The following is a 14211-nucleotide window of genomic DNA, read 5'->3' as shown; positions in this document are numbered from 1 at the left end:
GTAGGGGGGGGGGGGTGAGTTAATCCTCCCCCCCCCCGGGGGGGGCGATCACTCACACCCCCCCCGCCCCCCTAGCACTGAACCTTCGAGCAAGGCTCGTACTCGAATATTTCATACGCCACTTATGGAGATCACCATGGCCAGAAAAACGGCAAAGACTGCTCAAGAAATCCTGATGGAAGATTTTCAGACGCTGGTCAGCGACACCGAACGGTTGCTGGAACACACCGCCACACTGGCCGGAGATCAAGCCGATGAGCTGCGCAACCAGATTCATGAAAGCTTGCTGCGGGCTCGCGAGACCCTGCAACTGACCGAAGACTCCATGCGCGAACGCGGCAAGGCAGCCGTCACCGCCACTGAAGACTATGTTCAGGCCAACCCTTGGCAGGCTGTTGGCATCGCGGCCGGCGTAGGCTTTTTGATTGGCCTGTTGGCGACGCGACGCTGAAATGGCTATCGGTGAATCCGGTTCGTCCGAAACAGGTCCTGGCTCTTCATCGCGACGCCTGGGCGCCGCTTTTCTTGGATTGCTGCATAGCCATGTCGAGTTGTTTGGCATCGAATTACAGGAGCAGAAAGCCCGCACCGTCAGCCTGTTGCTGTTCGCAGGCCTGGCGCTGGTTTTCGCCTTGCTGTTGCTGATGGGGCTTTCGGCATTGGTGTTGATTCTGCTGTGGGACACTAATCGCCTGGCGGGGATCATTGGTCTATGCGTCTTCTATACGTTCGCGGCGCTCTTCTGCGGCATGCGCTTGAAAGCAGCGATCTTTGATGAATCATCGCCTTTCAACGCCACCCTTGAAGAACTGGCGAACGACAGGGAGCGCCTGCTGCCATGAACCTGCCTGAAATCCCCAAAAACAGTTCCCGGCAAGAGATGCGCAAGGCACTGATTCGCTTGCGCATGGAAATGCATCGCCAGGAGATTCGCCATGAATCCCGGCAGCTGCTGCAACCCTTGCAACGCGTGCGCGGGATGACACAAAGCTTTCAGGAAGGTCTGGGCATCAAGCACGCGCCACTCTGGGGCATCGCCGCCGTGACCTTGCTGGGCTTCCTCACCGCGAAGGGTGCCAAGGGCGGTGGCATCAGCAGCGTCACTCGGCTCATCCAGCTGGGTACCAGCCTGTTGCCGCTGATCAAGCTGGTGCTGCAAGGCTCCTCGCGCAAAAACCAGTAGGCCGACATCTGGCTGCATTCTTGCAAAGCTTCAAGGAACGAACCTCTTTTTCGAGGGGTTCGATTCTGCCTACCCGGCAACCAGGCTCGATTCCATCCAGACCTTACTAAGGAGGCCACGTGATCGACGGGCAACCGCTCGCCTGCTTTCAGCCGTTCATCGATACCGCCACCGGACGTATTGCTGGCGTCGAAGCGCTGGGTCGCCTGCGCCAGGCCGATGGTCAACTCACCTCGGTCGGCCCGTTGTTTGCCGATCAACGAACCCCCGCCGCTGCGTTACGCCGTCTCGACCGCCAAATCCGTGATGACGCCTTGAGCCGGTTACACGAAGCACCCGCCGACTGGTTTCTGAGCCTGAACATGTCACCGCGCTGGATCAGCCGCTTGCGCGCGGATCAGGCATTACCCAGCCTCAAACAACTAAACCGGCATGCTGTCGATCCGCGACGTATTGTTTTCGAAATTACCGAACTGGGTGGCGACAGCCAGCGTCTGATCGACGTGGTGACTCGCTATCGACAAGCAGGTGCGCGAATTGCCATTGATGATTTCGGCGCCGGGTATTCCCAGCTCGATCGCGTTCTGGCGCTGCAACCCGACATTCTCAAACTCGACATGCGCCTGTTCCAGGCGGCCGCACGGGGCGGTCCAAGCAGCGATGTAGTCAAGGCGCTGGCACAAATGGCAGAGAAAACCGGTTGCTGGATCATCGCCGAAGGCGTGGAAACCGAAGCTCAGTTGAATTTCGCTCTGGAGTGCGGCTCGCGTTACGTTCAGGGCTTTCTGTTCGCCAGGGCGCAGGTCGATTTCTTCGCCACCGATGCATTCGTCGAGCGCTTTGCTCAATTGCGAGAGCGTTATGTGCAACAGAAACTCGCCGAGCGCGGACGGTTGATGGTCATGCGCCAACAACTCGGCGAGCTGATGGGGATTCTGCAGGCCTGGGCTCAGGCCCAGGCTCCCATCAGCCAATTGCCACAATTGGACGCTTTCCCCTGGTTACTGCGCTTTTACCAATGCGACCGGCACGGTACCCAGCTCACCCCGAACCTGGAATGGCGCACTGGCAGCTGGGAAGCCGACAACAGCTACCTGGGTCACAACTGGTCCTGGCGACCGTACTTCTATCATCTGCTGGCCGAGGGCTGGGACGAGCGGCGCCTGACCCTGTCGAACACTTACCGCGATGCCACCAGCAACCAGTATTGCCTCACCGCCGGACAGTTCTTCGACAATGGTCAACGCTTGCTGCTGATCGATATCGACGCGGCAGGTCTGTAGTTCCGCTTGCAGCCCGTTGCGCGAACCGGGAAGCTAGGGTCTGTTGACGTTTGGTGGTGATCGCGGTTCGCGACCAAACGTCAACAGACCCTAGAGCATCAGTCACCTGACGGAGAATCTGCCTTGGATTGGCATACCCTGCTTAATCGTGAACGCCTTGGAAAGCCGGTGCACAGCCCGGAAGAACTCGGTCGCAGCCCCTTCCATAAAGACCACGACCGGGTCATTTTCTCCGGCGCCTTTCGCCGTCTTGGCCGCAAGACCCAGGTCCACCCGGTATCCAGCAATGACCATATCCACACGCGCCTGACCCACTCGCTGGAGGTCAGCTGCGTGGGACGCTCATTGGGCATGCGCGTCGGTGAAACCATCCGCAGCGCCCTGCCCGACTGGTGCGAGCCAAGCGATCTGGGCATGGTTGTGCAGTCAGCTTGCCTGGCCCACGACATAGGCAATCCGCCCTTTGGCCACTCGGGTGAAGACGCCATCCGCTACTGGTTTCAACAAGCCGCGGGCAAGGGCTGGCTGGATGCCATGAGCGAAGTCGAACGCGACGACTTCCTCAACTTCGAGGGTAATGCCCAAGGCTTCCGGGTGCTGACCCAACTGGAATACCACCAGTTCGACGGCGGTACACGGCTGACCTACGCAACACTGGGTACGTACTTGAAATATCCATGGACCGCGCGCCATGCCGATTCGCTGGGTTACAAAAAACACAAGTTCGGTTGCTATCAGAGCGAACTGCCTCTGCTGGAGCAGATCGCCCAGAAACTGGGCCTGCCTCAACTCGAGGAACAGCGCTGGGCCCGGCATCCTCTGGTCTATTTGATGGAGGCTGCTGATGACATCTGCTACGCCTTGATCGACCTTGAAGATGGCCTGGAGATGGAGCTTCTGGAATACGCCGAGGTGGAGTCGCTGTTGCTCGATCTGGTTGGGGATGATCTGCCGGAAACCTACCGTCAACTCGGCCCCAATGACTCGCGCCGCCGCAAACTGGCGATTCTGCGTGGCAAAGCCATCGAGCATCTGACCAACGCTGCAGCACGCGCATTCGTCGAGCAACAGGACGCACTGTTGGCCGGCACCCTTCACGGCGATCTGGTAGAGCACATGCACGGGCCCGCGAAGCGTTGCGTGCTGAATGCCAAGGACATGGCGCGTAAAAAAATCTTCCAGGACAAGCGCAAAACCCTGCATGAAATCGGTGCGTACACCACGCTGGAAATTCTGCTTAATAGCTTTTGCGGCGCAGCGCTGGAGCAGCACGGCGGCGGTACGGCATCATTCAAGAACCGGCGCATACTCGATCTGCTCGGCAATAATGCGCCCGACCCGCATGGGCCTTTGCATACCTCGTTTTTACGCATGATCGATTTCATTGCCGGCATGACCGACAGTTATGCAAGCGAAATGGCACTGGAAATGACCGGACGCTCCAGCCACTCGTAAATCAATCGATCAGTTGCCCCCGGAGTATTCAGTGGCGGCTGATCATTCCCCAACATTTTGTAGTACTGAAGGATTTTCCCTACATCTTGTGCAGAGTAAACTGATCGTTTGCTCTATATACACACGAAATAATCACTCTATCCTAATCAACAGGATCGAGATCCGTAAAGCTGACAGATATCCATCAACGGCAAAGAAGATAGTACTGATTAAAACTATAAAATTATTTCTTACGCCACCGCAGGTCAGCCATTTTGCATGGAAAGCTATATGTTCAAATACGATCTGCGCATCATGCTGGTGGAGGATCACCCCTTTCAGCTGAAAGCGACCCAATACCTGCTTGAAAGTTACGGTTTCACTCAGGTCACCGCCGTAAACAATGCTGAAAATGCACTACAGGCGATGACTCAAGTTCAACGACCATTCGACATCCTGCTGTGCGATCAATGCCTGCCTGACCTCTCCGGCCTCGACTTGATTGGCATTGCCAGCCACCAGGGTCTGATACAACAGGCAATCATCCTGAGCAGCCTTGACTCAACCGAACTGGATATATTGAAAAAAAACGCGCACGAGCGACGACTGCCATTGCTTGGGTATTTGGCAAAACCACTGAAACAATCTGAATTTATAAACTTGTTGATCCCCCCCGACACAACAAACCAACACAATTAACGGAGAGCCCTCAGACACCTCACGACAAACAGAACGCCCTGAACACCACCGAGCAGCAGAAAACAGTGATTTAGCACTAACTGTAAAAGCTAATATCGACCAAGACCAACAACCGCCTACATACCGACCTAATATTCTCGCTCTTCCTTACAAACCTAGTTCACACGTAATCCGTTGCCTCTTTTAATGTAGGACATGTCCTATATTGCGCCTATAGGCCCGTCACTTCATGCGTCAACTCCCTTATCTGAGCTAAGGTGCTCGCTTTATTTGCGCACGTATGGGACATGATTATGAACTCAGTTTTTATTGTCGACGATCACCCCGTCATTCGCCTTGCGGTTCGTATGTTGCTGGAACATGAAGGTTACAAAGTAGTCGGTGAATCCGACAACGGAGTCGATGCGATGCAGATGGTTCGCGAATGCATGCCCGACCTGATCATCCTTGACATCAGTATCCCGAAACTCGATGGACTGGAAGTGCTCTCCCGCTTCAATGCAATGAGTACTCCGCTGAAAACACTGGTTTTGACGGCCCAGTGCCCAACACTTTTCGCCATCCGCTGCATGCAGTCCGGAGCCTCCGGTTACGTCTGCAAACAGGAAGACCTCAGCGAACTACTGAGTGCCATCAAGGCCGTGCTGTCCGGTTACAACTACTTCCCCAGTCAGGCCTTGAACCCGGTTCGCGGGGATGAGGGACTCTGCGCTGAACTGGACTTGTTCAAAACCGTCAATGATCGCGAATTGATGGTTCTGCAGCTGTTCGCCCAAGGTCGTACCAACAAGGAAATCGCCAAAGGCATGTTCCTCAGTAACAAGACCGTCAGCACCTACAAGAAAAGACTCATGCAGAAACTCAAGGCCAAATCCTTGGTTGAGCTTATCGAGATGGCAAAACGTAACGCGCTAGTGTGAGAGACAGGATGCCCAGGTGTTTAAAGGACTATTTATTGTATTTGAGCGCAGGTTTATGCCTGAGCACCTCCGCGTCCGTAGCAGACACCGGAATTGGAAACTACACACTGCTCAGCCGCTCAACCGCAGGTCATATGGAAGTTCAGCTGGATAAATCACAACGGCTGTGGATACAAAATAAACGCGAACTGATCCTGGGGACCTCCGCTCCCGACTACCCTCCTTTCGACTTAACGATCAGCGGCCACGACTATGAGGGGTTCACGGCTGATTATGCGGGGATTCTTGAAAAATCCCTGGGCTTGCCGATCAAGGTCCGTCGCTACCTCGACCGAGATGCTGCCATCCAGGCACTCGAAAACGGCGAAATCGATCTGCTTGGAACAGCTAATGGTTTTGAAGCGAGGCACTCAAACATCGCGCTTTCTGCACCCTATGCCATTGATCAGTCGGTTCTGGTCACTCGGGAGGCGGAAAAACGATCATTAACTGAAGGCCTGGCCGACATGCGATTAAGCATGGTCTATCACTATCTGCCGCTGGATGAGGTAAAAGCGCTATACCCCAAGGCCATCATTACCTCCTATCCGTCCTACCAGAATGCGATCAGTGCCGTCGCCTTTGACCAGGCAGATGTGTTCCTCGGCGATACCATTTCAACCCACTTCACGATCAACAAGGGTTATCTGAAGAACATACGGATGGCCAACTTCGGCAAACATGAGGCCTATGGTTTCAGCTTCGCTGTGCGCAAGGACGATCAGAACCTGCTGGAAATCATTAATGCCGTACTCAAAGGGGTGCCTGCGGGCGAGCGGGAAAACATTGCCAAACGCTGGAGCGCGGGCAGCGACATCCTTCTGACTGACCACAAACTGCAATTGACCACTCGTGAGGAGCGCTGGCTCGCGCAGCACCCGGTTGTTCGCGTGGTCGTCAACGACGCCTTCGCTCCGCTGACGTTCTTTGACGCCGACGAGAACTTTCGGGGTATTACCGCTGATTTGCTCGAACTGATCAGGCTTCGAACCGGTTTACAGTTCGAGATTCACCGAAGCCGAAGTGACAGCGAAATGATCAGACAGGTTAAAGACAACCAGGCTGACCTGATTGCCGCGATTCTTCCCAGCACCGAACGCGAGGCACAACTGAGTTTCACCCGTCCCTACCTGGAAAACTCATTTGTACTACTGACCCGAAAGAGCACCATCGGCCCACTCAGTCTTGAGCAACTGAGTGGCAAGAGCCTTGCAATCACTCAAGGTAATCCACTCCTCGACTACCTGCGCCGCGAACACCCGACGATCCAGCTGATTGAAACACCTGACACGTTCAGCGCAGTGGAGTTACTCGCCAAGGGTCAGGTAGAGGGCGCAGTCAACTCATTGGTGATTGCCAACTACTTCATTTCATCGCAAGTGTTCGAGGACGCGTTGCAAATCAGTGCGACCATCGGGACACAGCAAGCCGCGTTTTCACTGGCGACCGCGCGCGGCGCTACCGAACTGAACTCCATCCTCGAAAAAGCCCTGCTAAGCATTGCGCCGGATGAACTGGGAATAATCAACAGTCGCTGGCGCGGCTACACGGGAACCTTCAATAGCACCTGGCGTAACTACCATCGCCTGTTCTATCAACTGGTGATTGGCAGCGGTCTGTTGTTGCTGATTTCACTGGCCTGGAATGCCCACATGCGCAGGCAGATCAAGCAACGCCAGAAAGCGGAGCGCGCACTCAATGACCAGTTCGAATTCATGCGCACGCTGGTCAACGGAACACCTCACCCCATCTACGTACGGGACCGCGAAGGACTGCTGCAAAGTTGTAATGACAGTTATCTGGAAGCTTTTTGCGCCAAACGCGAGGACGTGATAGGCAAAAGCGTCATGCAAGGCGCCATGAGCAATGAGTTCGAAGCCAGGCAATACCAGGCGGACTACCAGCGAGTCGTGGCCGAAGGCGTCCCTCTGATTCTCGACCGTCCGCTGCACATTGGCCGGCAAAAACTGACGATCTATCACTGGATTCTTCCCTATCGAGATTCGACGGGGGAGGTTCAGGGGATCATTGGAGGCTGGATCGACATCAGCGATCGGCGGCAGCTTTTTGATGAACTCAGGTCCGCCAAAGAGCAGGCGGACAAGGCGAACCGCGCCAAGAGCACCTTCCTCGCCACCATGAGCCATGAAATCCGCACGCCAATGAATGCGGTGATCGGCATGCTCGAACTGACCTTGAAACGGGCCGATCAGGGTCACCTGGATCGTCCGGCCATTGAAGTGGCCTATAGCTCGGCCAAGGACTTGCTGGAGCTGATTGGCGACATCCTCGATATCGCCCGAATAGAGTCCGGCCATTTGAGCCTGGCGCCGGAACGGGTGAACCTCGGCGAAACCGTGGAAGCGGTCGTGCGGGTCTTCGACGGATTGGCCCGGCAAAAAAACCTCAGCCTGGTGCTGGAGTTCCCCACCAGTGCTGAACAACCCGATGTGTTGATAGATCCCCTGCGCTTCAAACAGATACTGTCCAACCTGATCAGCAATGCCATCAAGTTCACCGAGCACGGCCAGGTCAAGATCAAGGTCACGCTGCAACCGGCCTCGGCGCCCGACCGGATGGCAATGGAGTTATCGGTCAATGACACCGGTGTCGGTATCAGCAAAGACGATCAGCGACGGTTGTTCGAACCCTTCAATCAGGCGGACAACACCGGGCACTTGGCCAGAAGCGGCGCGGGTTTGGGCTTGGTGATCAGCCGCAACCTGTGCGAAATGATGGGCGGTTGCGTGCAACTGACCAGTTCGCCCGGGGTCGGCACTCAGGTCCGGATTTCATTGCAGATGACTGCCCTGCCAGACGCAGTGGTGCCCGACAACCCGCAACCGGTGATCGCGCATACCTCGGTCACCTTGAACGTGCTGGTGGTCGATGATCATCCCGCCAATCGATTGCTGATGTGCCAGCAGCTCGGCTTTCTGGGGCATCAATCCGTCACGGCCGACAACGGTGAGGCTGGTTTCCAGACATGGAAAGAAGGCCATTTCGACCTGGTGATTGCGGACTGCAACATGCCACTGATGAATGGCTACGAACTCACCCGTGCCATTCGCCAGACCGAGCACGACGAGCAGCGCCCGCCCTGCACCGTGCTTGGCTTCACGGCCAATGCTCAACCAGAAGAAAAACAGCGATGCCGGCAAGCAGGCATGAACGATTGCCTGTTCAAACCCATTGGTCTGACGACACTGAGCCAGCGACTGGAAGCCCTCAAGCCGCTCAGTGAAGATCAGGCTTTTAACCTGGACGGCTTGCAGTTACTCACTGGCGGCGATCCAGAACGGGTTCAGCGCTTGCTCGCCGAACTGCTCAACAGCAATCGCCTCGACCGCCTGGAACTTCTCGCCCTGCCATCTACGAGTGGGCCGCAAGCCTTCATCGATGTGGCGCACAAAATCAAAGGGGCGGCCCGTATCGTCCAGGCCTCAAGACTTATCGACGGCTGCGAAGCGCTTGAGCGTGTATGCCATGAGGATTTCAGTCAGGATCAGCTCGAGGCCCGCAGCAAAGGCATAGAACGCGCCATGCTTGAATTGGAACAGGCACTGCAACGACAGATCCGTCATCACGCCAACGTGCAAAACCTGCCCTGAAGCGGCTAATACCTGTCAGTTCAGCTCTTGCGTAATCCGTAGCAGCCGCCTTCGGCAGTTGCTACGGGCTTGATCAGCACTCGGTCAAACGCAAGAAAATCGCCGCCAATTGCTCGATACCGGCCTGATCGTGCGTGGTAAAACGCGCCAGTTTCGGGCTGTCGAGGTCCAGCACACCGATCAGTCGGCCATCTTTGACCAGTGGCACGACTAGCTCGCTGTTCGATGCGCTGTCGCAAGCGATATGTCCGGGGAACGCATGCACATCCTCGACCAACTGGGTCTGCAGCGTGGCCGCCGCCGCCCCGCACACGCCCCGGCCGAACGGAATCCGCACGCAGGCGATCTGCCCCTGAAACGGGCCAAGCACCAGTTCTTCGTTGCGATTGAGGTAGAAGCCGGCCCAGTTCAAGTCATCGAGCTGGTTAAACAGAAACGCCGAAAACTGCGCGGCGTTGGCAATGAAATCCCGTTCATCCGCCAGCAATGACTCCAGCTGCGCCCACAGCATGCCGTAGCCTTCAAGGCCCTGGCCGCTCTTTTGCAAATCGATCATGCCTTGTGCTCCAACAACTTCAGTCCTACCCAATACCGGGCAAATTGATAGGCGCAACGGCCGTTACGATTACCGCGTCCGGTAGCCCAGCGAACCGCGAGAATCTCCAGCTCTTCATCACGTTTCCACTCAAGGCCGGCCTTGCCTGCCAGCTCTCCCACCCAATGCTCGACCACATTGAGAAAGTGCTCCTGGGTAAAAGGATAAAACGACAGCCACAGGCCAAATCGATCCGACAGTGCGATCTTGTCTTCAACCGCCTCGTTGGGATGAAGCTCGCCGTCGACCATTTTCCAGTTTTCGTTATCGCTCTCTTTTTCCGGGACCAGATGACGACGGTTAGAGGTGGCGTACAACAGCACGTTATCCGGTGCCTGTTCGAGCGATCCATCAAGCACGCTTTTCAGCACCCGGTAGTCGCCCTCACCAGCCTCGAAGGACAGATCATCGCAAAACAGCACAAAGCGCTGAGGCAGCCTGGCGACTTGCTCGACGACGCGTGGCAGGTCCGCCAGGTGATCGCGCTCGATCTCGATCAGGCGCAAACCACCCTTGGCGTGCTCAGCCAGCAAGGCCCGCACAAGCGACGACTTACCAGTGCCGCGCGACCCCCACAGCAACGCGTGGTTGGCAGGCATGCCGTCGAGAAACTGCCGGGTATTTCGCCCCAACTGTTCCAGCTGCTTATCAATCCCGATCAGGTCGGACAGTCGCATGTCCAGGCTGACCTCAAGCGGCAACAAAAAACCGCTGCGTCCCTCACGCTGCCAGCGCGCAGCCAGGCACTGCGTCCAGTCGATGGCAGTACGTGGCGCGGGCAGCAACGGCTCGATACGAGCCAGAACCGCATCGGCGCGTTCAAGAAATGCATTCAATCGGGAATCCACGACTTCTCCTCAGGCACGTTCACAGTAATGATGGGGACAGAAAACCAAACGCAGTGCGCAATGTCGGGAATATCGCAATAATCGCTCACCCGTCAGTCATGCCGAAACCTGCTGATGATCGGCTATGCTTCGCCCAGAAGGGAAACGAAAGTGGTTCAGCACACCATGGATATCAAGTTCACCAACCGCCTGTCTTACAAGCAAGCCAGGCTTACAGTGCTGGTCGGTTTCATTCTGGGAACCCTGCTCAGTCTGGTCCAAATAGGCATCGATTATGCTAGCGAAGACGCCTCCATCAACCGGGAAATACTGTCGCTGCTGGAAATCAGCCATAACCCGGCTTCACGGATCGCCTACAACATCGATGCCGAACTGGCCCAGGAACTGACCCTCGGCCTGCTGCGCTCGCCCGCTGTCATCAGTGCGCAACTGATCGATAACAACAATACGATCCTCGCCAGTGTAAAACGGCCGGAACTGCAAAGCGGCAGCAATCGGGTGATCAGCGACTTTCTGTTTGGCGCCAATCGACAGTTCAAGGACCGCCTGTTCCTCGACCACCTGCCCGAGGAGTCCCTCGGTACGTTGCAACTGGATGTCGACACCTACACGTTTGGCAGTCGCTTTCTGCGCCGGGCCGAAGTCACTCTGATCAACGGTTTTGCCCGCAGCCTGATACTGACCGGAATTCTACTGGCGCTGTTCTATGTGATGCTCACCAAACCACTGGTGCGGGTGATTCGCGAATTGAGCGCGCGTGACCCGCGCAGTGCAGAACAGCCGCCGCTGGAGTGTCCGGCGGCGCACGAAAACGATGAAATCGGTGTCCTGGTCACGGTGGCCAATCAGCAATTCGAAAACATGACCACTGAAATCCAGCAACGCCGCAATGCCGAAAACCGTCTGACCGACTACCTCGGGCAACTGGAAAACATCGTCTCGGCGCGTACCGGAGAACTGAAAGCGATCAATAGCCGATTGACGGTATCGAACGAAGAATTGGAAATCGCGCGTCAGACCGCTCTGGACATGGCCCAGGCGCGTTCGGTGTTTCTGGCCAACATGAGCCATGAAATCCGTACACCGCTCAATGGTTTGCTGGGCATGATCGCCCTCTCGCTGGACGGTCCGCTGAATGCCGAACAACTCCAGCAACTGTCGATTGCCCACGACTCCGGCAAAGTACTGGTGGAACTGCTCAACGACATTCTCGACCTGTCGAAGTTCGACGCCGGCCAGCTTGAGCTGGAACGTATTCCATTCGACCTCGGCGCCCTGATCGAAGACACCGCCAACCTGCTGTCACAGAACGCGGCGCCCAGCGTCGAACTGACCTGCCTGATTGATCCGCAGTTCCCGTCTCTGGTACTCGGCGACCCGACACGGGTTCGACAAATTGTCAGCAACCTGCTCTCCAACGCTCTTAAATTTACCCGCTTCGGACGAGTGGATGTGCGCCTGAGCACCCACGAAGACGGCGTCAGAATCGAAGTGTGCGACACCGGTATCGGCATCGCGCAGAACGACCAGATCAAAATTTTTCAACCGTTTACCCAAGCGGGTGCCGGTATTACCCGCCAGTTTGGTGGCACCGGATTGGGTCTGGCGTTGACCTTCAATCTCTGCGAAGCCATGCAGGGCCGTCTCACCATCAGCTCGGAGCCTGGTTTCGGCAGCCAGTTCTGCGCCGATCTGCCATTGCCCGGGCACACGCCGGCAATCGCCTCCGCGTCCCTGCAAGGCAAGGTCCTAGCAATCACCGCTGCCAGTAGTGGTCTGGCCGAACTGTTAGGTAATCTGCTGCCAGGTTGGGGCCTGGAGTATCAACAACGCACCGTCGACGACTCCTTGATCGGGTTGTCGCCCGATGTGCTGATCACTGACTGCCCGGAATGTCTGTTCGGTTTGCGTCCAGGCATGACCGCACCGATTCTGCTGGTGACCGCCTATGGCAATTTCATGCCCAGCGAAGAGGCTGCAGCCCTTGCCCCCCTGCAACAGCAGGCGCGACCGCTGGCCCGCAACGCACTCTACCAGACGCTGCGACGCACCTTGCAGGCCGAGGTGGCCGTCGTCACTGATGCCCAACATCCGAGTCTCGTACTCCAGCGGCGAGCGCGAATCCTTCTGGTGGAAGACAACCCGGTCAATCAGCTGGTGGCCAAAGGCATGCTCAGCAAGCTGGGTTGCAACGTGAAAGTCGCCGCCCACGGCGCCGAAGCGCTCGATCAGCTGGAACACGGCCAGTTTGACCTGGTGCTGATGGACTGCAACATGCCGGTCATGGACGGCTACGAGGCCAGTCGGCAGATCCGTCGCAGCGGGCGCTGGCCGGATCTGCCAATCGTTGCCCTGACCGCCAACGCCATGCCCGAGGAGCGCGAACGCTGCCGTGCGGCGGGCATGAGCGATTACCTGGCCAAACCGTTCCGGCGCGAGGAACTGGCCGCCCTGCTGGAGCAGTGGGTACCGGTTACGACAGAGCCTTGATCTGCCCCAACAGTTGGTCAAGGCCACCGCGCAGTTCGTTCAAGCGCTCAAGATCGACACCGCTGTCGCACAGCAGTCGCGCCTTGAGCGGCCCGACCTGTTCGCGCAGGGCGGCCCCGGCCGGCGACAGGCTCAAGTGCACTTCTCGCTCATCACGCACCGAGCGTTGACGCTGGACCAGTTGCAACTGCTCAAGACGCTTGAGCAACGGCGTAAGCGTCCCTGAGTCCAGCGACAGCCGCTCGCCAAGGGCCTTGACCGTTGGCTGCTCAGGCACACTCTGCTGCCACTCCCACAACACCAGCATCACCAGATACTGCGGATAGGTCAGGCCCAGTTGATCGAGCATCGGCTTATAGCCGCGGATCACCGCTCGGGACGCGGCGTACAGTTTGAAGCAGAGCTGGCTGTCGAGCAGCAGCGAATCGGCTGACAAATCATTCATTTCAGCAGGGCTTCAATCTCGCGGGTCAGATCCTGCGGCTTGGTCGCCGGCGCGAATCGCTTGACCAGCTTGCCATCCTGACCGATCAGGAACTTGGTGAAATTCCACTTGATGCCTTGAGAGCCCAACACACCCGGCGCACGTTTTTTCAGCTGAACAAACAACGGATGGGCATCGCTACCGTTGACGTCGATCTTTTTGAACAGTGGGAAACTCACGCCGAAGTTCAGTTCGCAGAACTCGGAAATCGCCCCTTCGTTGCCCGGTTCCTGTTTACCGAACTGATTGCACGGAAAACCGAGCACCACCAGACCTTGATCCTTGTAGGTCCGCCACAACTCTTCGAGACCTTTGTACTGCGGGGTGAAACCGCATTTGCTGGCGGTGTTGACCACCAAAACCGCTTTGCCGGCGTAATCGGCCAGGGTCTTTTGCTCACCTTTGATGGTGGTGCAGGGAATACTCAGCAGGTTGTCGGTCATGGCGCATGCTCCGGTGGAAGATGAGGAAAGACTAAACATAGCGAGCAATTAGATTGCATGCAATTTAATAAATCAATAACTCACCGACTGTAGATACCGTCTTGAGCCTCACCGGGCAAGCGCAAGTTTCGGGTCAAAGGGTTGACCCGACTTGAGCACGCCGTAAACGAAGTGCAACAGCT

At 56.7% G+C, this 14211-nt stretch carries 13 protein-coding genes; 9 read left to right on the top strand and 4 right to left on the bottom strand.

From position 1 onward, the window contains the following. The first annotated feature begins 136 nt into the window (after positions 1-136). The 8 genes from ACIPIN_RS23500 to ACIPIN_RS23465 all read left to right on the top strand — a co-directional run bounded on the left by ACIPIN_RS23500 (position 137) and on the right by ACIPIN_RS23465 (position 9169). Entirely contained in the window at positions 137-451 is a 315-nt protein-coding gene (locus ACIPIN_RS23500) for a YqjD family protein (protein ID WP_123428906.1), read from the top strand. A 1-nt stretch (position 452) separates the two neighbouring features. Next, entirely contained in the window at positions 453-842 is a 390-nt protein-coding gene (locus ACIPIN_RS23495) for a phage holin family protein (RefSeq protein WP_401122766.1), read from the top strand. Continuing rightward, positions 839-1183 carry a hypothetical protein gene (locus tag ACIPIN_RS23490; RefSeq protein ID WP_401122763.1) on the top strand — a complete coding sequence of 115 codons (345 nt, stop codon included), beginning with the start codon at positions 839-841 and terminating at the stop codon, positions 1181-1183. Before ACIPIN_RS23495 ends, ACIPIN_RS23490 begins: the two co-directional genes overlap by 4 nt. A 119-nt stretch (positions 1184-1302) precedes the next feature. Then, on the top strand, positions 1303-2466 hold the full coding sequence (locus tag ACIPIN_RS23485) for an EAL domain-containing protein (protein ID WP_401122761.1): 1164 nt from the start codon (positions 1303-1305) through the stop codon (positions 2464-2466). A 123-nt stretch (positions 2467-2589) separates the two neighbouring features. After that, positions 2590-3921 carry a deoxyguanosinetriphosphate triphosphohydrolase gene (locus ACIPIN_RS23480; RefSeq protein ID WP_401122758.1) on the top strand — a complete coding sequence of 444 codons (1332 nt, stop codon included), beginning with the start codon at positions 2590-2592 and terminating at the stop codon, positions 3919-3921. Between the two features lie 270 nt (positions 3922-4191). Continuing rightward, complete coding sequence (locus ACIPIN_RS23475; protein WP_401122756.1) at positions 4192-4599, top strand: response regulator; 408 nt, start codon at positions 4192-4194, stop codon at positions 4597-4599. Positions 4600-4892: 293 nt separating this feature from the next. Then, entirely contained in the window at positions 4893-5519 is a 627-nt protein-coding gene (locus ACIPIN_RS23470) for a response regulator (RefSeq protein WP_401122753.1), read from the top strand. 8 nt (positions 5520-5527) lie between these two features. Continuing rightward, positions 5528-9169, top strand: a complete 3642-nt coding sequence (locus ACIPIN_RS23465) for a transporter substrate-binding domain-containing protein (protein ID WP_401122750.1) — start codon at positions 5528-5530, stop codon at positions 9167-9169. Between the two features lie 73 nt (positions 9170-9242). Here the strand turns inward: ACIPIN_RS23465 and ACIPIN_RS23460 are convergent, their stop codons facing one another. Continuing rightward, positions 9243-9725 carry a GAF domain-containing protein gene (locus ACIPIN_RS23460; RefSeq protein ID WP_401122747.1) on the bottom strand — a complete coding sequence of 161 codons (483 nt, stop codon included), beginning with the start codon at positions 9723-9725 and terminating at the stop codon, positions 9243-9245. Next, positions 9722-10612, bottom strand: a complete 891-nt coding sequence (locus ACIPIN_RS23455; protein ID WP_401122744.1) for an ATP-binding protein — start codon at positions 10610-10612, stop codon at positions 9722-9724. Before ACIPIN_RS23455 ends, ACIPIN_RS23460 begins: the two co-directional genes overlap by 4 nt. A 165-nt stretch (positions 10613-10777) precedes the next feature. On the opposite strand from ACIPIN_RS23455, the gene ACIPIN_RS23450 reads away from it, so the two are divergent. Then, positions 10778-13102: a response regulator gene (locus ACIPIN_RS23450; protein ID WP_401122885.1), complete on the top strand. Its 2325-nt coding sequence runs from the start codon at positions 10778-10780 to the stop codon at positions 13100-13102. Here ACIPIN_RS23450 and ACIPIN_RS23445 read toward each other — a convergent pair. Beyond that, entirely contained in the window at positions 13086-13547 is a 462-nt protein-coding gene (locus tag ACIPIN_RS23445; protein ID WP_401122742.1) for a MarR family winged helix-turn-helix transcriptional regulator, read from the bottom strand. The two genes, ACIPIN_RS23450 and ACIPIN_RS23445, sit on opposite strands and share 17 nt — an antisense overlap. Then, a complete protein-coding gene (locus tag ACIPIN_RS23440) occupies positions 13544-14029 on the bottom strand; it encodes a glutathione peroxidase (protein ID WP_401122739.1) in 486 nt (161 codons plus the stop codon). The genes ACIPIN_RS23445 and ACIPIN_RS23440 overlap by 4 nt, the downstream gene beginning before the upstream one ends. Positions 14030-14211: the final 182 nt, after the last annotated feature.

The sequence above is a fragment of the Pseudomonas sp. NPDC087697 genome (assembly GCF_044743155.1).
In the GTDB taxonomy this organism is placed as follows: Bacteria; Pseudomonadota; Gammaproteobacteria; order Pseudomonadales; family Pseudomonadaceae; genus Aquipseudomonas.
Note: the sequence above shows the minus strand (reverse complement) of the source record. Positions and strands in the feature narration are given on the sequence as shown.